Genomic DNA, 19,647 nt, shown 5'->3' on the forward strand with positions numbered 1-19,647 from the left:
AATACAACAACTAAAACCAAAAGGAGTACGGACATATGAACATTTTGGAAGCAACAAAACTTCACAAAAGCTATGGCAACAAGGCAAATAGACAGGAAGTATTGAAAAGCATTGACATTAACATCAAAAAAGGTGAATTCGTCAGCATTATGGGTGCTTCAGGATCGGGCAAGACAACCTTGCTTAACGTCCTGTCTACCATCGACCAGATAAGCCAGGGCAACATTACGATTAATGGCAGCGAAATGACCACGATGAAAGAGAAGCAACTGGCTGAATTCCGTAAAAATCACTTGGGGTTCATTTTCCAGGAATACAATCTACTGGACACCCTAACGGTCAAGGAAAATATCCTATTGCCTCTATCAATTACTAAGATGCCAAAACAGGTGGCCGAAGATAAATTTAAGGCATTGACACAAGAACTTGGCATTCTAGATATCGCACATAAATACCCAAACGAAATATCTGGCGGTCAAAAACAACGGACATCTGCGGCACGGGCCTTCATCCATGAACCAAGCATCATTTTCGCGGACGAACCAACTGGTGCACTCGATTCAAAAGCCGCTTCAGACCTCTTGAACAAGCTGAGCGAACTAAATCGTCAACGACACGCTACGATTGTCATGGTGACGCATGACCCAACTGCAGCAAGCTATTGCGACCGGATAATATTCATCAAGGATGGTCAAGTGTATACCCACCTGCATAAAGGGGAGCAATCGAGACGCACTTTCTTCGAAGATATTATCAAAACACAAGGAGTTCTTGGAGGCGTGCAACATGAACATTAATGTCCTCATCTTTCGCAACCTAAAAAAGAATTTCAAAAATTATTACCTCTATGTTTTCGCTTTGTTTTTCAGTGTGGCACTGTACTTTTCATTCGTTACCCTTCAATATGATCCAGCGCTAGATGAAACGAAAGGCTCGGTTAAAGGCGGAGCATCGATACGAGCAGCATCTATTCTACTCGTAGCCATTGTCACCATCTTTGTGTTATATGCCAATACAATTTTCATCAAACGACGGAGCCGGGAAATCGGCTTGTTCCAATTGATTGGTATGACCAAAACTAAAATTTTCCGCATCCTGAGTATCGAAAATTTCATTCTTTATTTTAGTTCTGTCGTCGTGGGTATTATAATTGGCTTTTCTTTTTCGAAGTTAATCCTGATGATTTTGTTCAAAGTGACTGCGGTGGACACGCAGGCTACTCTTCAATTTTCATCAAATGCACTCATTCAAACACTAGTTGTTTTCGGTGGAATCTATCTCTTCATTCTGTTGATGAATTATTTGTTCATCAGAAAACAAAGCATTTTATCGTTGTTCAATTTAATCTCTTCAACTGAAAGTAACGTCAAAAAAACATCCAAGTTGGAAATCATCATAGGAATTGCCGGGTTGTTTTTGATCGCATCAGGCTATTTCGTGTCCTCACAATTATTCGATGGCGATTTCACGGGGATGACGGGATTGTTCATTGCCATGGGCTACACGCTCGCTTCCGTTATTATCGGAACCTACTTGTTTTATAAAGGATCGGTCAGTTTCATTGCCAATATGATTAGAAAGAAGAAAGATGGACATTTGGCCGTCCATGAAGTTTTATCGCTATCCTCAATCCAGTTCCGACTGAAGTCAAACGCTTTATTATTGACCATCATCACGTCCGTTTCCGCACTTGCCATCGGTTTGCTGTCCTTGAGTTACATCTCATACTATTCTGCGGACAAGGTTGCAAGGGATTATGTCCCGGAAGATTTCGCGCTGACGGACACGGCTACTGCGAAACAATTCAAGCAAGATTTGGAAACGGCAGACATTGACTATACCGAAACTCTTATCGACGTGATTCAAGTGGATATTAATGCATCAGAAATCATTGAGTCAGATTTACCAGCAATCGTTGAGGACGCTAATTCCATGACACTTCCTGTCGTCAGTGACAAAAGTGTCAAAGACATTGACGTTTCTTCAGAAGAAACTCTTTTCACTGGCACCAGCAATATACTCGAACGGATCATCACGATAAAAGATTCAGGGACAATCGAGCTTTTGGGGAAAACAGAACGCATCCCACAAAACTTTATCGGGGTGGAAAAAGAGTTCGTCGTTTCCTCATACTTCACGAATGGTGGAGTTCCCATCGTCATCGTTGACGAGCCCGTTTTCGACCGACTGAAAAATGATATGGACCCGGATATTCAAAAAAAATCCATTCTCTATATTGGTATTGACATCGTCGATGAAGAAAAGCTTGAACAGGCAAATGAACTGTTTGCGAAAATTCAACAACTTCTTATATCCGAACCATTTTACTCTGAATCAAGACTCGACATCAGTAACAATCAAAAAAACATCATGGGTCTCGTCATGTTTATCGTCGGTTTTCTCGGACTCGCCTTTCTCATTACATCTGGGTGTATTCTATACTTCAAACAAATGGGTGAAAGCGATGAGGAAAAACCAAGCTACACGATTCTGCGTAAGCTCGGTTTCACGCAAGGAGATTTATTGAAAGGCATACAGCTCAAGCAATTATTCAATTTCGGCATTCCCTTGATCGTTGGGCTTTGCCACAGCTATTTTGCCGTCCAATCAGGCTGGTTCCTATTTGGAACACAACTTTGGACGCCGATGTTCATCGTTATGGGAATCTATACCGTTCTATATTCGATTTTTGGCCTCCTGTCTGTTCTATACTCAAAAAAAGTTATCAAGGAAGCACTATAAGAACATAGGAAAAGCTCCAGTATGTTTTCGCTGGAGCTTTTTAACATAAAAATGAAAGCGATAGATATTCTATCAATATTCTATCAATCTCCCCAGACACTATGAAAAAATATTCATAACATAGGGTATAAGGAGGTGAATTTTAAATGTGTAACAACTGTTCAAGACATAATCGACCAATTCATCACAATAATAACCGTTGTAATTGTTCAAGAACGTTCTTTCCTACTGACCAAAGGAATGAAAGGAATGAAAGTTCCAACCGTAACGAATGCAAGTTTAATAAACGTTCTTCAAACAGATCCAGATGCTCATGTAGAGGACGTCGCTTTAATCCTTGTTTCTTTTGCCGAGGTTTGTGGTAATTAGTGACGAAGAAATCTGAAGTTATGTTTAACCTAGCCATAACTTCAAAATCAAACTAAACTGCCCGACGTACCATCCCCACATATTCGATTTCCACGCATGCACCTTAAAGCATAATCGGAGGTCAATTTAAGTGCCTGCCATGACATTAGTATTCCTTTCTACTACACTAATGCCACCTATCAAATGATTAGCGTCATGTATTCTATTCAATGTTGAATCTGATATGCGGATCATTGTCGGTCTTTCACTCGAAACAAACCACTAAGCAAGCTTTAGAAGAGCATAGGAAAAGCTCCAGTTTTTTAGTGCTGGAGCTTTTTCTATGGAATGAATGACTACATAAAGATGTTGAACATGCTTCCCTACCTGAGGATGTTGTTCTTATTATTGTCCATCGCGAAGATGATAAAATATTATACATAAAGATAGCGGCCGAAGATGCAATCTCGACCGCTCTTGTATTTCTTATACAGTTTCGATTTGAACCCTAGACAATTCCCAGTTTGAGGTGTCAACCACATTTAATTGAAGTATAAACCGATATGAAACACCTTCTAACCGCATACCTAATCATGTTAGTTGTAGATAAATGTCAAAATTGTTTAGAATAGTTTTCTACAGAGGGCACGTTAAGTCAAAGCAAAAATGACTACAGTAGTTTTTCTGTCATGTTTAAATACTCTTCAATAGTCTCCGTTAATGGTTGCAAGGCCGCTTCCCAAAATTCAGTTTTCGTTAAGTCTTGTTCTAAGTATTCATGGGCTAATTGTTCTACTGACATTCTTCCTGAATTACGCAATAATTCATCATATTGCTCGGTAAATTCATTTCCTTTGCTCTTTGCTAATGCATATATCCCATTGCTAAATAAATAGCCAATCGTGTAAGGGATGTTGTAAAAAGCTTTTTCTGTGTCGTAAAAATGAGAGATATACATCCACATATAAACATTCAGTTCTTCAATCAAACCTTCGTACAGATCCTTTTCTGCTTCAGCCATCAAATTATTAATTTCTTCGGCAGTCAGAACTCCTTTTTTTCTCTTTTCATATAGTTCCAGTTCAAATTGGAACATATTTGGAACCGTCCCTATGTACTTGAGTCCATTAGAAATTTTAAGTTCCAGCAAAGCAAGCTTTTCCTTCTCATCTGTCGTCTGATTAATCACTGCATCTAGCACTAAGTTTTCCATAAACGTAGACGCAGTTTCTGCTACACTTGTACCTTTCTTTTGTGCAAAAGTGGGTTCTTCATGCAATATATTGTTATGGTAAGCATGCCCCAACTCATGGGCAATTGTTATCACATCCTGATAATTCTCTCGAAAGGTCAAAAAAATTCTACTTTCTTTAGCTATCGGTAGGGAAGCACAAAATCCCCCTTCCGCTTTGTCAGGTCGGTTTTCAGCTTCAATCCAGCCAGCTTCAAAAGCCTTTTTGGCAAAGCTCCCTGCTTTTTCACTGAAGTTGTGGAATTGTTTAATGATTATTTCGACTGCATTTTCATAAGAAATCTTCTTAGTAGTCGCAAAACTCGGGAATTCTAGGTCATTCCATGTTGGTCTATCTAACTGTTCCAGTTCAATCTTCCTTTGAATATAAGCTCTTAATAAGTCTTTCTTTTGATTGATTGCCGAAATCATTGTATGTACCGTTTCTTCTTTAATGCGGTTTTGCTCTAAAGCTTCTTTTAAAAGGTTTTGCCACCCACGCTGTTGATAAACATCCAGTCTAAACCCGACTATTCGATTGAGAACTGAAGCAAATACGTCAGCATTTTTTTCACACACATCCTTAATGGCGTTTGCAGCATTTTGACGCAAGGTCCGTTCAGTGGAATAAATCGCTTGATTTAGCGCTTGACCAATGGAAACTTCTTTCTTCTCCCCATCGATTTCAAGTGGAATCCTCAACCTAGTTAGCATTTGATCATGATGCTTTTCCCACCCATCAAATCCATTTACGGATAGGACATTGATCATTTTTTCCAATTCCAATGGCAGTTGATCCTTAACAGCCTGCCTTCTTTCTTTTATATAAAAAGAGTAATTCTCAACTTTATTTTGGCTTAACAAATCAATCCAGGCTTCTTCTGAAAGACTTGCTAGTGTTCGATCTACCTCTGACTGTATAGTCGTCAACTCTGATTTTATGACAGCACTTTCATCCATTAAAATCATCACTTCAGTATCTTTTACATTCTGCGCATAGATACAGATTAAGAAATCATCGACTTCCTCCCACCAACTGAGTACATTCTGTGTATCCTGGAGAATTCCCACTAGGTGTTGTAATTCTTTTTTTGTATTTGCAGCATTGAATATTTGTATTTCTTTGGTCAACAATATGATTCTGTTTGCTAGTTGGGTCATTAACTCCTTGAGTTTTTCCGACTGGCTTCCACCAGCATATAAAGATTCTAAATTCCAATTCTGACTAATCGTTTGTTCCATCGCAAATGGCCTCCTAGTTAAATACCCTCTAACTTATCTGGTTATCATTGATAAACTCTAGATGTCTCTTTGAATAAAAAATATCATTTCAAGAAAATATCGACAGAATGCTAATGATTAAATTAGGCTCAATCTCTTCTTGAAACTCTTTAATAGGGTCTTGACCTTAAACGAACTCTAATTTATTTTAACATATATATCCACTATTAAATTAAATATTCTATTATTTCACTTTTTGATAAATAATTAGTCCCGCCACTATGTACGAAACAATAAAGACATGCAAAAACCCCAGATAGAAAACACTCTTTCAAGTGTCTACTATCTGGGGTGAAATTCAAAGATCACAACAATATGATATTTGTTATATTAAATACCACCAGTAACTCCGATACTCTCACCAGTGATTGCTGCTGCGCCGTCTGATGCTAAAAACACTGCAGTCGCACCAATTTCAGAAGGTTCGAGCAAACGTTTCATCCACTGTTTACCAAGGATGTGATGATTCAATGCTTGTTCAACTGAAGTACCGTCTTGCGCTGCCAATTGTGGTAATTGTTTTTCGATTAACTCGGTTCTCACCGGTCCAGGCATGATGGCGTTCACCGTGATGCCGTCCTTCGCCGTTTCGAGTGCTGCGGTTTGTGTAAAACCGACGACCCCGAATTTTGCAGCAACATAGGCAGATTTATAAGCATCTGGTATTCTACCATGGGCAGAAGAAATATTGATGATGCGTCCCTTACGCTGTTTTTTCATGACTGGAAGGGCATGTTTCGTGACAAGGAACGTACCTGTCAGAATCACATCTAATAGTAAATTCCATTTCTCCAATGGAAAATCTTCTACAGGAGAAATGTATTGAAGCCCAGCATTATTAACTATGACATCAACAGTTCCACGTTCCGCGACTAACTGACCAATGGCACTTTTCACTTGTTCTTCGTTCGCCACATTGACTTGAAAGCCTTTAGCATTCCCTAATTTTGCAGCTGCACTTTCCGCTGCTTCCAGATTCAAATCAAACACTGCCACAAAATCACCTTCCGCGATAAATGATTGTGCGATTGCATATCCGATTCCTTGTGCAGCTCCCGTTACGATAACTGTCCGATCTTTTTGTGTAGACATTTTAATTTTCCTCCTTAAATGATTTATTCATTTATTTTCTAAACCTATTTGATAATCGACTATATTTTAATATAATAATATCGCTGCAATGACAACGGCAATCAATGCCAATAAATTGGCAACTGTCATAGCGATAAATGTATACTTAAATCCATTCTTGTGCGTTAGACCTGTTAATGCAAAGAAGGTCAAGACAACACCAGTATGTGGCATAATCGTAAATACGGATGAAGCAATGGAAGAAACTTTATGAATAATTTCCGGAGAAACCCCCATATCCAGATAGTTTTGCGAAAACGCTTCCATGACAATTCCGATTGCGCCTGATGAGGATCCGGTAATCGCTCCAAATGCCCCTGAAGCAATGGACAGACTGATCAAGGGATTTCCAGGCATGCCTAAAATTAGTTCTGATACGTATGTGAATCCCGGTGCTAACATAACGATAATCCCGAATGCTACCGCTGATGATGTCAAGAAGACAGGCATAATTGAACCTACCGCACCTTCATTGATGACGGACTTTTGGGACGGAATGTAATTCCTGAACACTACAGCCGATATGGCAATGGCAATTCCCAACCCAATCAAGATAATGTTTGGTACTTCCATCATACTGCCCACAAATATAATAAGAATTAACACTAGGATTGGCAGGATGCTTATGAAAAATGAGGGAATATTGGTTTTTACTTCCTGATTCGTATTACTGACATTAAAATCAGCGAAAGTCTCTCCCCTTGCTATGCTCTTTTTCAAAGTTGTACACATGTACCAAAGTCCAAAAGCAATTGATACTACTGAGCCGATAATTCCTAGTAGAGGAGCAGCAGTTAATGTCGTTCCTAAATACGTAGTCGGAATCACGTTTTGAATAGAAGGTGCGCCAGGCAACATCGTCATCGTAAAAGTACCCAATCCAAGCATGATTGGAATTGAAATCAAATTCCAGGCGATATTCAATTCTTTAAACAATGGTTTTGCCAAAGGTACAAGCACAAAAATTACCACAAATAAACTGATCCCACCATATGTGAGGATTGAGGTGATGACAAATAAAGCGACGAGCACAGGGAATGGCTTATCGGTCCCCGTCTTCTCTAAAATCTTTTTAGCAATGGACTGTGCTGCTCCACTTGTTTCCATATATTTCGCTAGAACGGAGCCCAGTAAAAATACGGCAAAGAAATTGACAACAAATCCTGTCAAACCTGTCATATAGGAATTTTCTTGTCCAATAAGGGATGAGAAAAAGTTCATTTGATTGGTAACAATGACAATGATCGCCGCTAATGGTGCCACCACTAGAATGCTGTAACCTTTCATTGCCAGAGCGATAATTACTATAATCGCTAATAAAATTCCTAGCGGTTGAATAATTTCCATGAGTTTCTCCTCTAAATATCTGCTTTGATATTATTTATTAAACCTTTAAACGTTTCCACACGAGACTTGAATTCTGTACTTTGCCGTCTACGATAATCGGTGGGGCAGAAATATCCAGAATGTCATCTGTTAGATTTACATAGCGCGGCTGTGTATCTCCAAGCCAAGTTGGGTTCATACTAACCGCCATATGATGAGTTACAATTTTATTTTCTTCATCGACTTCATAAGGTCCGCAATAAGCAAGATAGCCCTCTGCTGCAGCTGCCATTTCTTCCTTCGTCCCAGTATGCAAAGCACCTGAGGCGTACGCTGAGCGACCTTGGCTCATCATCTGAGCTGACATAAACCCTTCATGGTGATACATGATATAACCAGTGCAGTCTTCTCCCATCGGATATGTTTTATTGCCTTCTGCATCCGTTACATGGTAGGACACCAAGCTCCAAACCCCGATCACCATTTCTTTTTTAAACTCCATTATTCATCCACTCCTTCGATAAACTTACACACTTTGTTTCTTCGATGCGTTTACCTTTCCATTGTAAGCCTGACTGTTTTATAATAAAAATACATGTTTTTAATAATATTTATTCAAAAAACTTATAAATGTGGTGATTATTCTGGATTTTCGACAGATTCATTATTTTTCTGAAATTGTTAAGCATGGCAGCTTTTCAAAAGCCGCAGAACATTTATTTGTATCTCAACCTACAATCAGCAATGTGGTGAAGGATTTGGAAAACGAACTGGATTCTAAATTAATTATTCGCACGACACGGAAATTTGAATTGACTGATGCCGGTCGTTTGCTCTATCAATATAGTCAAAGCCTTACAAACTCCCTGCTACATTTTCATGATGAAATGAATGATATTAAAAGAGGTATGAAAGGGACAATTAAAATGGGGGTTTTTACTTCTGTCGGAACGGAAATTCTAACAAAAATTATGGCTGATTTTTACGTTATCTACCCAGACATCAACATCACCTTCGTCGAAGATAGTGCGGATCATTTAAAAAAAGCATTAATCCAAGGAGAACTTGATTTGGTGGTAGTGAATTTACCTACAAATGAAGAGTTTGAATCATTTCCATTTTTGAAAGGAGACTTGCAGCTTCTAGTGCATGAAGGGCATACCCTCGCAAACAGAAAAACTGTCGAATGGGTAGAACTTAAAGACGAAAAATTCATCATGTTACGTGAAGGATTTACCGTTTACGATATGATAATGTGGGAAACCAAGCAACTAGGATTTGAACCGCAAATCATTTGTGAGACCTCCCAGTGGAAATTCATTTTGGAGCTTGTGTCCTTTAATTTGGGTATCGCCGTTTTGCCTCAAAGCACATTGACGAAAATCATAGTTAAACACAAGGGCATCGAAGTTGTGCCGCTCGAAGCACCCGAAGTATTTTGGGAAATTGGCATCGGATGGCAGAAAAATGGATATGTGTCACTTGCCACTCGGAAATGGATCGATTTTTTGCAGGAAAAACTTCTTGATAGTCATGTGATTTGAAGAGTTCCCTACTTATTCAGCTTCTTTGAATAAAACCCTTGCGAATCGATTCTAATCCTATACCTATGGCGTTATTCATTTTACCAACGTTCGATTTATTCAACGTTACCCTTTCTTAGGGATCGGAAGTGCCTGTCTCTAATACAAAAAAGAAGGATCTATGAGCTGAAACTTACTCACAGATCTTTCTTTTTTGCACATTGTAATTCATTTCCTTCTTATCTACTTCAGAGTTGTTTCATCGGTTGGCACTGTGATATTCAAAAAGAAAACCTAACCATATAATGATTACTAGGTTTTCCTTTTATTTATTTACGATTGTAGTTCATGTTTCGAATTGTAACTTGCACAATCTCACTATCTCTTCCTTCTCCACATCAGCGCGAATAATGAAACAATCACAAAACCAGCAATGTAGAAAATGGATTTAATTGTATCGCTGTTCAATTCAAATGCATTGTTCCAGACTGCGACAAACAGATGGTTCAGATGAAATATAGGGTTTAAATTGGCATGAATTGAACAAATTCCGGCATACTCTCGACAGGCATGGTAAAGTCCCCGGTGAAAATGACCACTTGAAAAATGACAATTGAAAAAACAAGCGGACTTTTCATTTCATTGAAAAATGAATAAATGCCCGATGAGATTGTTAGTAGGATGGCATTAATACAAACAAATACGAGAAACGCGAGCAAAAGATTATCAGCGCTGATTGATAAATCGTACATCAAAATGCCAATTACATATCCAGGTTCTAAGGTCGCTATGTTTGCCTGATTTCTGCACCTTCCTCTCTTTTCAGATCATTTTTTTAATTAATCACTGTAACTTAAAGGATTCCAGAGTGCTTTAGACGCACATCCCTTTTGTCAAATCATCCTGTTGCTGGTGCACGTCCGTCGCACCTTTGCAACCTGTATTGTCAAAGTGTATTTGATTTGGACAGCTAGAGAATAGATGCTTCCTTTATCAAACAATCGGTCAAAAGATGAATTTTGACCTCCCACAACTTTCTTTATTTTGGTGGCCGCAGTGGTGTTTGAAGTTACAAAACAAGTTGTAACTTCTTACATTTATCTAAAAAGCTAGTGGGAGCATGTGACGAAGTCACATTGATCCCACTAGCTCATTATTTAGGTAAAGATGCAGTAGCTATAAGAGATTTATATATTTCTCCAATAACCCCTTCCATTTGATGAACACCTAAATCCGCATTTGTCATAATGACTGCACCTTTCTCTATATAAGGGAACGCCACCATCATACATTGAAAACCTACTCCCCAACCGAGGGAAGAAATTTCAAATTCTTTTTCTGAACCATTTAAAAACACACCAAGCCCCGTCCACTCCCTACCTTGTGGGGTTATCATTTCTTTTGCTCTAATTGCCGTAATTCCAATTTTGCTTTCTCCTTTTAAAGCATTTAATAATTCGAGGACCAATTGAGCTAAATCTAAAGATGTTGTCCACAGTCCTGAAGCCGCTGGGTAGGGATATATAGGATATTTCCCATCTATTAATTCACCGTTTCTGTTATGACCACAAGAAAAATTTTCTCTTTTTGTTTCTGAGATTGTGGTATCTAATATACTGTTTTCCATTTTTAATGGTTTAAATACTTGTTCATTCATAACTTGCTTGAACGGTTTTTTAGCAATATCTTCTATTAGTTGCTGAATGATACAATAGCCTGCATCTGAATAGTGAAATTCACTCTCAGGTTCATATTTCACTTCAATATGATCTTTACAATAAGGTGTTTTCCCCTCTAATATTTCAACCATTAAAGGAATATCTAACGTCGACTTAAGTTCAGAGAAACTATCTTCAGGATCTATAATTCCAGATTGATGACTTAACAAGTTTCGCAATGTAACTCTTTTATTTTTAGTGAAATTATTATCAGGTACTTTCCACGATACAAGCCTTTTATTTACATCCTCATCTAAATCAAGAAGACCTTGTTCCGATAATTTCATAACTAGCATTGCCGTTAGGAACTTACTGATTGAACAAGCACTAAAAATAGAATTTTTGCTTACACTTTTATTGGTTCCGGTCTCTAGCAAACCATAATCTTCAGTAATTTTAATTTGACCATTCTCAATTAATGTCACACTTAAACCTGAAACATTATAATGTTTCATACGCTCACTAATGTTTATACTCTTCAATTCCAAATCCCCCTATTTTTGTAATATAAATTAATCTTAACACGAATGTACGTTCTTTTTCATATATTTGGATAATAAGATTTATGTTCAACTACCTGCGTCTGTTCGTATGTCAAGCACAATTTAAATAGGCTGCATTAAAAACAGCAAGTACACAATTCATCGGTTTGCAACCATAATGAAATGCCAGAAACACGAAATCTAGCTGGCTGCCTTTCAAAATGAAAGTGCAGCCATTTTTTACATGACAAAAGCCCAGGGAATTTCCTGGGCTTTCTTTGCTTTATACCTTGTTAAACTATCTAGTTTATTAATCATATATTTGCGCTTGCGCAGGTTCCGCATGGGCCAACAAATTTTATAATCTTATATAACAAAGCAGCTTATGTTGTATATTTAAAATTGTTTATTTATACTTAAGTTTCTGAATATTATATTGTATGGAGGAGAAAATATGAATCTAGGAGCATCTTCTGTTAGTTTAAGTGTAAAAGACATTAATAAATCAAAATCATTTTACGAAGACTTAGGATTTCAAATCTTTGCAGGAGATATCACTCAAAACTGGCTGATAATGAGGAATGAAGGTTGCGTAATTGGACTATTCCAAGGAATGTTTGAAAAGAACATTCTCACTTTTAATCCAGGATGGAATCAAACTGCTGACAATCTCGATTCATTTACCGACATTCGAGACCTACAAAAGCAGCTTAAAGCAAAAGGAATCAAACTGCTGACTGAAGCAGATGAATCTAGCGTTGGACCTGCAAGTTTTACGATTGAAGATCCAGATGGAAATCCTATTCTTATTGATCAACACGTATGAAGAAGATATAATCAGATTGAAATCAAGCATCCAAGAGTGCTGCACATGAATAATGAAATTTCCTTCTCTTTCCCTAATTTGGCAACAGTTGTAAGATAAACTATAAAAGCTCTCAGACAAATCGTTCGTCTGAGAGCTTATTTTTAATTATTGTATTTGTGCATTTATTTCTAGTTGAGCTTTTTTATCTTGTGATTCATGTAATTTAACCATCGCAAAACGGGCAATCGGTTGAATGACCAAACTTTCTGCAATAAGGACGATTACAAAGTTACGTGGCCAATTGTGTATCCAGTTGCTGAAGATTTCAGTATGAAAACCGTTTCCTACAATATCGCCGATAAGCGTCATTGCAGCTGACATTCCTAGTACAGTGAAAAGAATACGGAATAATATTTTGGCATTGAAGCTATCCGTTGGTTGTGTGAATTTTGCAGCTAAAGCTTCTGCAATGCGACCGAAAATAGCTGGTTCAATAATCATAACAATGACCCAGATAATCGGCATCATCTTCAAGATGGTTAAAGCAACATCCCCATTAAATTCCCCGACAGCGAGAATAACACTGAATGTTGTCATGAATATAACCGTCAATGTAGAAATAATGGTGCCGTACAAAAGGCCTTCCTTGCCGTTTCTTGGTAACCTTTTTTCAAATTGCATTTTTTTCTTCCTTTCAAAAAGCTTATTTTAGATTTAATTTCTTGTTTAAAATTTTTACGGCATCAATACATTTGGCAATAGTTTGCTAATCGTTTTTAAAGGATCCGCTGATTTTTGCGTTAGACAAAGCAGCATCGCTCCTTCGATGGAAGCTGTCATGAATAATGAAACAGATGCAGCCGATTCAATAGAAAAGCCATCTTCTATTAGTTTGTTACGGTAAATGTCTTGGATTTTTTCATAAAGTGCTCCACACGCATTTCTAACGGGTTCACTTAACGATGCCATTTCGCTCACGATGCTGCTGAACGTATAGCCTGCAATCGTCCCTTCTGTTTCCAAGATCATAATTAACTTTTCAATTGTTGCATGCATTGCTTCTAGTGTTGACGAATGTTGCCGGAAAATCGACTCGATATCCGTTGTAATCGCTTCATTCAAAGATTGCAGACAAGCAATCAATAGTTCTTCTTTGCCGTTTGGAAAATGGTGATAGAGGGCACCTTTTGTAATATTACAAGCTTTTAATATTTCATTTAGTCCTGCCCCTTTATATCCTTTTTGCTGGAAAAGCTTTGTTGCTATGTCGACCATTAGAGATTTTGTATCCATTTTTCATTATTCCTCCCAGCATACCAACCGGTCTGTTTTTCACTATAACAAAATTCGCACCAATGATGTAAGTGTTTTTTATTTTCTTGCTGAAAACGAGTTCACATTTTAGACACACTTCAGAGTGGACTTGTTTCTGGGAAAATAAATGGAGTCCAGAGATAGACCCACTGGACTCTGTTTTCTATATTATGTTAATTGATCAGTTGGTCTAATGAGGATTTCATTCTCGTCCACATGTTGTGGCTAATTTGCAGCATAAACAGTGGCATTTCGAATATCCCGGATACCGTTCCCCTCAATCAATATCTTGATGCTTTAATGAATAAACTATCAGTTCTCTACTTAATAGCAGTAATAACTGGTACGAAATAAAGAAAGAATAGAGATTGAACTTCAGTATAACTATATATAGAGAGAAGAAACTCAATCAATTTATAAAATTTGACAGCAACTTTGAAGATTATTATAGGGCAGGATTATTTTAAGCCAAAGCAATATCTTTGACTTGATTACAATACAGGAATAGAATAATCATATAGATATCTTTAATTAAAGATAAATGAATTCGAGATATCTGCATGGCTTTTTAACAGTATTTGAAACCATCCAATAGGAGGAGAGTAAAATGAGTTTTTCAAGCAAAGTAGTAATTGTTACAGGTGCAGCAGGTGGAATTGGGAAAGAAGTTGTACGCAAATTAGCAAGTGCACAAGCAAAAGTCGTGCTAGTCGATTTAAACGAAGATGCTATTAAAGCTGTTCAAACAGAACTTCAATTAACGGACGAAAATAGCTTAATCGTAAAAGCAGACGTTTCAAATGAAGAAAACGTGAAAAACTATGTAGACCAAACATTAGCTAAATTCGGTCGTATTGATGGTTTTGTCAACAATGCAGGTGTTGAAGGACCAGCGAAAAATCTTGAAGAAATCACAGAAAAAGAGTTTGACTTTGTTTACGGTATCAACGTAAAAGGCGTATTCTTTGGCTTAAAATATGTATTACCAGTTATGAAGGAACAAAAATCAGGATCTGTTGTTAATACATCGTCAGTTGCTGGTTTAATCGGTTCGCCGAATATGATGCTTTACAATTCATCGAAACATGCGGTTATGGGGATTAATAAAGTTGCAGCACTTGAAGTAGCACCATTTAATGTACGTGTTAATACAGTCAACCCAGGCGTTATTAATACTCAAATGATGCGTAATATAGAGGCTAAAGTTGCACCCGGAGCTGCTGAAGCAGCACAATCAGCGTATAACGATGCTGTACCAATGAAACGTTATGGAGAACCTGAAGAAGTAGCGAATGTAATTGCATTCTTACTATCTGACGAAGCGTCATACGTCAGCTCATCATCATTCACGATTGATGGGGCATTATATAACGTATAAGTATAAACTAATTAGTTAAGTGTATATGTGAACATGAAAATGTTTCAGACTATAAACAAAGTTGGATAATACTGACTTTGTTTATAGTCTTTTTGTTTATAATACATACTCTCTAACCTTTATTTATTTGGTGTAGCTTCTAGTCTACAAGGGTCGGTGGTACCCGGTGTACCATGGGAAATCGGCATTGGATGGTAAAAATCCTCATACCATCCAGAAACTTCATTATAGACTTTCACGATACTATGAGCGCTTCATTATTTAAAATTCCACTCTCGACTAAAAAGATTAAATTGAAAATATAAAAAAGCTAACCGGATTGGTTACCGATCAGCTTAGCTACTTGATAGTATTTAACGTTTCAATGTAGGGTTATCTAAATACTAATTTCGATAACTGACCATTTAATAAGAACTTGAGTACAAAATACATTTCATCAATTGAATACACGATGATCGAGTGCATATATTTGACTGCCCACAATGGCTAAGAATGCTGCCATTGCCATTAAAGCTAAATCAGATTCGAAGCCATTTCCCCCAGCCTCTTTCTTAGTCAAGTGGACGAACTTGAATGGGAATAAGCGAGTCAACTAATTGCTCTCTCTGTTGTTCGTATTGTGCAGGTAACATCAACTGAGTACCCATGGTTTCAAGTGACTCATCATGTGCAAATCCTGGTGGGTCTGTTGCGATTTCAAATAGAATTTTGCCTGATTCACGGAAGTACAATGCGTTGAAATAGTTACGGTCCTTCACTTCCGTTACATGTTGACCGTGATTCATTGCATATTCTTGCCACTCCAGGTGGTCTGCATCATCATTTGCACGCCATGCAATATGGTGAACGGTTCCAACACCCATCGAGCCAAGTTCTCCAGTAATCATTTTTAAATCTATAATATTGCCTATATTAGCTGAAGCTTTAAATCTTGTATAATCACCATCAGTTCCAACCAGTTCAAGCCCCATTACATCAGTTAATGTTTTAGCAGTTTCTTCTGGTCTACTTGAGTAAAGTGTTGCCCCACCAAAACCTTTAACAGCGACTTCTGGTTTTATTCCGCCAAATGTCCAATCGTTTTGTTCTCCAGCTTCGCGTTCTACAATTTCAAGATGTAAGCCATGTGGATCGTCAAATTGAATTACTTGTTCTCCAAAACGCTCTGCTTTTGTAAATGGAACCGCAAATGTTGCAAGACGATTGACCCAAAAACTAAATGCTCCCGTTGGCACTACATACGTTGTAACTCCGACTTGACCGTCCCCAATTTTTCCTTGATAAGCATTTGCCCAAGGAAAAAAGGTAATTATTGTACCTGGTTTCCCTCCACCATCTCCAAAGTATAGATGGTATGTGCCAGGATCATCGAAGTTCACTGTTTGTTTGACTAAACGTAAACCTAATACACCTGCATAAAAATCAATATTTTCCTGTGGATGACCCACTATTGCTGATATGTGATGAATACCCGCAGTTTGTTTTTTCACTATTATTTCCTCCTTCGTAAGATGAATTTCATAAATTCATTGACTGGCATACGTTAACCACGTAAACATCTACTACTTTCTCTTTCTTTCCTATTGTTATCACTAATTCAACTTCTTCTTACCTTTACTCAATCGGTTCTAATTTCGCCTCGATTTCCGCTCGCTTGCCTTCTAAAAATGGTGGTAAGTCTAGCTCTTTACCCAGGGATTCGATGGACGAATCTACCGTAAAGCCTGGACCTTCTGTTGCTAACTCAAATAATATGCCGTTTTCTTCCCTAAAATATAAACTCTCGAAATAGTAGCGGTCTGTTATTTTCATTACCTTAAAACCAAAATCTTGAATACGTTGTTTCCATGCTCGCAGCTCCTCGCCGTCTTTTACACGAATCGCTACGTGATGCACACTGCCTTTTCCGGGTTTTTCATTTGGGCCTTCTTGCTCGACTATCAGAATTTCACCAAAAGCTTGTCCTTTTACAGATTGGTAGAGTGCCTCGTTCTCTGTGCGCGAAGCAAGTTCATAGCCAAACAAGTTTTCTAATGTGATAGCTAAGCTATCCAGTGATTGCACGGTCATTTCCACAGCACCCATTCCAAGAATATGATGTTCTTCTAAGACGATAGAATCGTCCCAAGACTGCCAATATGCTGGTACTTCTTCCCCGTTATTATTTAGAAGGACAAGGCGTAGTCCCTCACAATCTTCAAAATGAAGTGCTTCACGCCCGGCATACATGGTGAGCTCACCATGGGTCACGTCGAGTATCTCAAATCTTTTCTTCCAGTATAGTAAACTGTCATAAGACGGGACGAGTAGACCAATTCGTGTAATGGCATTCGTTCCACGCGTTGTTCTACCTGCCATCGGAATTTCAAAGAAGGACAGCTCTGTTCCAGCACTACCAGTTAAATCTCCATAGAACAGATGGTACATTGTCGGATCATCTTGATTTACCGTTTTCTTCACTCTGCGAAGACCAAGCACTTTTTGATAAAATTGATTATTTTGATGTCCTTTTTTAGTAATCATTGAAATATGATGATGTCCTGCTATTTTGTTCAATCTAATCCTTCCTTTCTATCCGAATTTTTTTATATAAATTCTGAGCAAAACCTTCAATCTACTTGATAGCGTTTTAATCAAAATTTATTTATTTAAAAAACCAAAATGTGCATGTTCTCATACACATTTTGGTTTTTTAAAATAAATTCACATACTACAATATTATTTACGTACTGTATTTAATGCAGTTGTCCAAGGGATAACTTGGTCTAACATTTGGTTTACTGAATCTGCTTGTACAGCAGCTGGTTTGAAGTCTGTACCATTTTCGAAGTCTGTAAATAATGATAATGCGGGATGTACACGAACATGCGCTACAAGTAATTCACTTAAAATGCCACGTAAATGTTCTGTTGCACGAGCTCCTCCTACTGAACCGTATGATACGATACCAGCAGCTTTGTTGTTCCACTCATCACGTAAGTAATCTAAAGCATTTTTTAGTGCGCCTGTAATGGAGTGATTGTATTCTTGAACGATGAATACGAATCCGTCTTGTTTTGCGATGATTTCTGACCATGCTGCTGCACCTGATGCGTCGCCGCCAGCTTCACCTAACAGTGGTAATTTGTATTCAGCGATATCGATAATCGTGTAGTTTGCATCCCCACGTTTATCTGCTAATTCTTTTACCCATGCCCCTACTTGTGGACTTACGCGTCCTTCACGTGTTGATCCTAAAATAATACCAATATTTGATTTTGTCATTGTTATTTCCTCCTCTTGTTGTTGTTGTTGTTTTCCAAATAATTTATTTAAAAATCCCATTTTTCCTATTTCACCTCCTTACAGGTACTCTTTTTCGAGTTTCAATGTGCTTCGTACTGTGTTAATCGGTCGCACCGACGCCTCAATTTGTTCGCGTTTTCCTTCCAAGAAAGGAGGTAACGACAAGATTTCCCCTACTGTTTCATAAGGTTCGTCTCCCATAAAGCCAGGACCATCTGTAGCCCATTCAAAAAGGATGCCAGGTGCTACCCGTGCATATAAAGATTCAAAGAAGAAGCGATCAACATACCCTGAAGTACCGAAACCAGCTCCTTGCATGTGTTCAATCCATTCATATAATACTTTTGTATCTTCCACACGAAATGCTGCGTGATGAACTGTACCGTAGCCTTGTCGACCGGCTGGTAAAATCGTATTGTGCTCCACAATTACTTGAGCGCCGTTTCCGCCTTCGCCGACTTCGAATAAGTGCAGTGAATCCTCTTTTGCGATTTCGCGCATTAACATTACTTTTTCCAATACTTCTTTAAAATAATCAAATTGTGAGATACGAACATAAATAGGCCCTAAACCTGTAATCGCAAATTCAAGTGGTACTGGACCACTTTGCCAAGGTGTCCCAGATGCAACACCTTTATTAAATTCATCTGAGACCAACATATATTGTTGATCATCAAAGTCAACGAATGAAATTGTTTTCTTACCAAATACTTCTTTAATACCCGAATTTTTCACTTTGTACTTATCAAAGCGTTTCACCCAATAATCAAGTGCAACGTCTGATGGCACACGGAAACCAGTTTTATAAATCTCATTCGTTCCATGTGTTCCTTTTGGAATACCTGGGAAATCAAAGAATGTCATATCGGTACCTGCAGAACCTTTATCGTCTGCGAAGAATAAGTGATACGTTTGAATATCATCTTGGTTGACTGTTTTCTTAACTAATCGCATTCCTAATACGTATGTGAAAAACTCGTAGTTTTTTTCTGCACTACTTGTAATAGCTGTTACATGGTGAATTCCTTTTAAATGATTCATAATGATTCCTCCTGTATTTTATATTGAATTAATATATCT

General features: G+C 37.9%; 19 protein-coding genes. 6 read left to right on the top strand and 13 right to left on the bottom strand.

Annotated elements, in window-relative coordinates; genetic code table 11:
- The first annotated feature begins 35 nt into the window (after positions 1-35).
- From GY23_RS10145 to GY23_RS10155, 3 genes are all read left to right on the top strand, one after another.
- Complete coding sequence (locus tag GY23_RS10145; protein ID WP_075619108.1) at positions 36-797, top strand: ABC transporter ATP-binding protein; 762 nt, start codon at positions 36-38, stop codon at positions 795-797.
- Entirely contained in the window at positions 787-2,742 is a 1,956-nt protein-coding gene (locus GY23_RS10150; protein ID WP_075619109.1) for an ABC transporter permease, read from the top strand. The genes GY23_RS10145 and GY23_RS10150 overlap by 11 nt, the downstream gene beginning before the upstream one ends.
- Before the next feature lie 135 nt (positions 2,743-2,877).
- Positions 2,878-3,111: a hypothetical protein gene (locus tag GY23_RS10155; RefSeq protein WP_075619110.1), complete on the top strand. Its 234-nt coding sequence runs from the start codon at positions 2,878-2,880 to the stop codon at positions 3,109-3,111.
- Positions 3,112-3,760: 649 nt separating this feature from the next.
- Here the strand turns inward: GY23_RS10155 and GY23_RS10160 are convergent.
- The 4 genes from GY23_RS10160 to GY23_RS10175 form a co-directional block, all read right to left on the bottom strand.
- Positions 3,761-5,563, bottom strand: coding sequence for a M3 family oligoendopeptidase (locus GY23_RS10160; protein WP_075619111.1), 1,803 nt, complete (start codon positions 5,561-5,563; stop codon positions 3,761-3,763).
- Positions 5,564-5,932: 369 nt separating this feature from the next.
- Positions 5,933-6,694 carry a 3-hydroxybutyrate dehydrogenase gene (locus GY23_RS10165; RefSeq protein WP_075619112.1) on the bottom strand — a complete coding sequence of 254 codons (762 nt, stop codon included), beginning with the start codon at positions 6,692-6,694 and terminating at the stop codon, positions 5,933-5,935.
- A 66-nt stretch (positions 6,695-6,760) separates the two neighbouring features.
- Entirely contained in the window at positions 6,761-8,080 is a 1,320-nt protein-coding gene (locus tag GY23_RS10170; RefSeq protein WP_075619113.1) for a GntP family permease, read from the bottom strand.
- A 37-nt stretch (positions 8,081-8,117) separates the two neighbouring features.
- Positions 8,118-8,561: a lipocalin-like domain-containing protein gene (locus GY23_RS10175; protein ID WP_075619114.1), complete on the bottom strand. Its 444-nt coding sequence runs from the start codon at positions 8,559-8,561 to the stop codon at positions 8,118-8,120.
- Positions 8,562-8,691: 130 nt separating this feature from the next.
- Here GY23_RS10175 and GY23_RS10180 point away from each other — a divergent pair, with 130 nt between their 5' ends.
- Positions 8,692-9,603, top strand: coding sequence for a LysR family transcriptional regulator (locus tag GY23_RS10180; protein ID WP_084544103.1), 912 nt, complete (start codon positions 8,692-8,694; stop codon positions 9,601-9,603).
- 503 nt (positions 9,604-10,106) lie between these two features.
- On the opposite strand, the gene GY23_RS18020 is transcribed toward GY23_RS10180, so the two are convergent.
- Both GY23_RS18020 and GY23_RS10185 read right to left on the bottom strand, forming a co-directional pair.
- Positions 10,107-10,334, bottom strand: coding sequence for a hypothetical protein (locus GY23_RS18020; protein ID WP_139311107.1), 228 nt, complete (start codon positions 10,332-10,334; stop codon positions 10,107-10,109).
- 401 nt (positions 10,335-10,735) lie between these two features.
- Positions 10,736-11,788 carry a serine hydrolase domain-containing protein gene (locus GY23_RS10185; RefSeq protein WP_075619115.1) on the bottom strand — a complete coding sequence of 351 codons (1,053 nt, stop codon included), beginning with the start codon at positions 11,786-11,788 and terminating at the stop codon, positions 10,736-10,738.
- A gap of 448 nt (positions 11,789-12,236) precedes the next feature.
- Here GY23_RS10185 and GY23_RS10190 point away from each other — a divergent pair, with 448 nt between their 5' ends.
- Positions 12,237-12,608, top strand: a complete 372-nt coding sequence (locus tag GY23_RS10190) for a VOC family protein (protein ID WP_075619116.1) — start codon at positions 12,237-12,239, stop codon at positions 12,606-12,608.
- A 147-nt stretch (positions 12,609-12,755) separates the two neighbouring features.
- Here GY23_RS10190 and GY23_RS10195 read toward each other — a convergent pair whose 3' ends face one another.
- A complete protein-coding gene (locus GY23_RS10195; protein WP_075619117.1) occupies positions 12,756-13,271 on the bottom strand; it encodes a DUF2798 domain-containing protein in 516 nt (171 codons plus the stop codon).
- Between the two features lie 54 nt (positions 13,272-13,325).
- Positions 13,326-13,883 (bottom strand): TetR/AcrR family transcriptional regulator, encoded by a 558-nt coding sequence (locus GY23_RS10200; protein WP_075619118.1) that lies wholly within the window; start codon positions 13,881-13,883, stop codon positions 13,326-13,328.
- 628 nt (positions 13,884-14,511) lie between these two features.
- On the opposite strand from GY23_RS10200, the gene GY23_RS10205 reads away from it, so the two are divergent.
- On the top strand, positions 14,512-15,282 hold the full coding sequence (locus tag GY23_RS10205) for an SDR family NAD(P)-dependent oxidoreductase (RefSeq protein ID WP_075619119.1): 771 nt from the start codon (positions 14,512-14,514) through the stop codon (positions 15,280-15,282).
- Positions 15,283-15,718: 436 nt separating this feature from the next.
- Here the strand turns inward: GY23_RS10205 and GY23_RS18935 are convergent, their stop codons facing one another.
- The 5 genes from GY23_RS18935 to GY23_RS10225 form a co-directional block, all read right to left on the bottom strand.
- Positions 15,719-15,841: a hypothetical protein gene (locus tag GY23_RS18935; protein ID WP_281251496.1), complete on the bottom strand. Its 123-nt coding sequence runs from the start codon at positions 15,839-15,841 to the stop codon at positions 15,719-15,721.
- Positions 15,834-16,772, bottom strand: coding sequence for a ring-cleaving dioxygenase (locus GY23_RS10210; RefSeq protein ID WP_075619120.1), 939 nt, complete (start codon positions 16,770-16,772; stop codon positions 15,834-15,836). The genes GY23_RS18935 and GY23_RS10210 overlap by 8 nt, the downstream gene beginning before the upstream one ends.
- A 124-nt stretch (positions 16,773-16,896) precedes the next feature.
- A complete protein-coding gene (locus tag GY23_RS10215; protein ID WP_139311108.1) occupies positions 16,897-17,838 on the bottom strand; it encodes a ring-cleaving dioxygenase in 942 nt (313 codons plus the stop codon).
- Positions 17,839-18,000: 162 nt separating this feature from the next.
- Positions 18,001-18,606, bottom strand: coding sequence for an NADPH-dependent FMN reductase (locus tag GY23_RS10220; protein ID WP_075619121.1), 606 nt, complete (start codon positions 18,604-18,606; stop codon positions 18,001-18,003).
- Between the two features lie 18 nt (positions 18,607-18,624).
- Positions 18,625-19,608, bottom strand: a complete 984-nt coding sequence (locus tag GY23_RS10225) for a ring-cleaving dioxygenase (protein ID WP_075619122.1) — start codon at positions 19,606-19,608, stop codon at positions 18,625-18,627.
- Between the last annotated feature and the right edge of the window lie 39 nt (positions 19,609-19,647).

This window comes from Paenisporosarcina indica (assembly GCF_001939075.1).
GTDB lineage: Bacteria > Bacillota > Bacilli > Bacillales_A > Planococcaceae > Paenisporosarcina > Paenisporosarcina indica.

Bases quoted from the DNA above. Each gene is read 5' to 3' on its own strand.
- GY23_RS10175 (WP_075619114.1), bottom strand. From the start codon at position 8,561: ATGGAGTTTAAAAAAGAAATGGTGATCGGGGTTTGGAGCTTGGTGTCC.
- GY23_RS10205 (WP_075619119.1), top strand. From the start codon at position 14,512: ATGAGTTTTTCAAGCAAAGTAGTAATTGTTACAGGTGCAGCAGGTGGA.
- GY23_RS10150 (WP_075619109.1), top strand. From the start codon at position 787: ATGAACATTAATGTCCTCATCTTTCGCAACCTAAAAAAGAATTTCAAA.
- GY23_RS10220 (WP_075619121.1), bottom strand. From the start codon at position 18,606: ATGGGATTTTTAAATAAATTATTTGGAAAACAACAACAACAACAAGAG.
- GY23_RS10165 (WP_075619112.1), bottom strand. From the start codon at position 6,694: ATGTCTACACAAAAAGATCGGACAGTTATCGTAACGGGAGCTGCACAA.
- GY23_RS18020 (WP_139311107.1), bottom strand. From the start codon at position 10,334: ATGTACGATTTATCAATCAGCGCTGATAATCTTTTGCTCGCGTTTCTC.
- GY23_RS10170 (WP_075619113.1), bottom strand. From the start codon at position 8,080: ATGGAAATTATTCAACCGCTAGGAATTTTATTAGCGATTATAGTAATT.
- GY23_RS10160 (WP_075619111.1), bottom strand. From the start codon at position 5,563: ATGGAACAAACGATTAGTCAGAATTGGAATTTAGAATCTTTATATGCT.
- GY23_RS10190 (WP_075619116.1), top strand. From the start codon at position 12,237: ATGAATCTAGGAGCATCTTCTGTTAGTTTAAGTGTAAAAGACATTAAT.
- GY23_RS10145 (WP_075619108.1), top strand. From the start codon at position 36: ATGAACATTTTGGAAGCAACAAAACTTCACAAAAGCTATGGCAACAAG.
- GY23_RS10200 (WP_075619118.1), bottom strand. From the start codon at position 13,883: ATGGATACAAAATCTCTAATGGTCGACATAGCAACAAAGCTTTTCCAG.
- GY23_RS10225 (WP_075619122.1), bottom strand. From the start codon at position 19,608: ATGAATCATTTAAAAGGAATTCACCATGTAACAGCTATTACAAGTAGT.
- GY23_RS10195 (WP_075619117.1), bottom strand. From the start codon at position 13,271: ATGCAATTTGAAAAAAGGTTACCAAGAAACGGCAAGGAAGGCCTTTTG.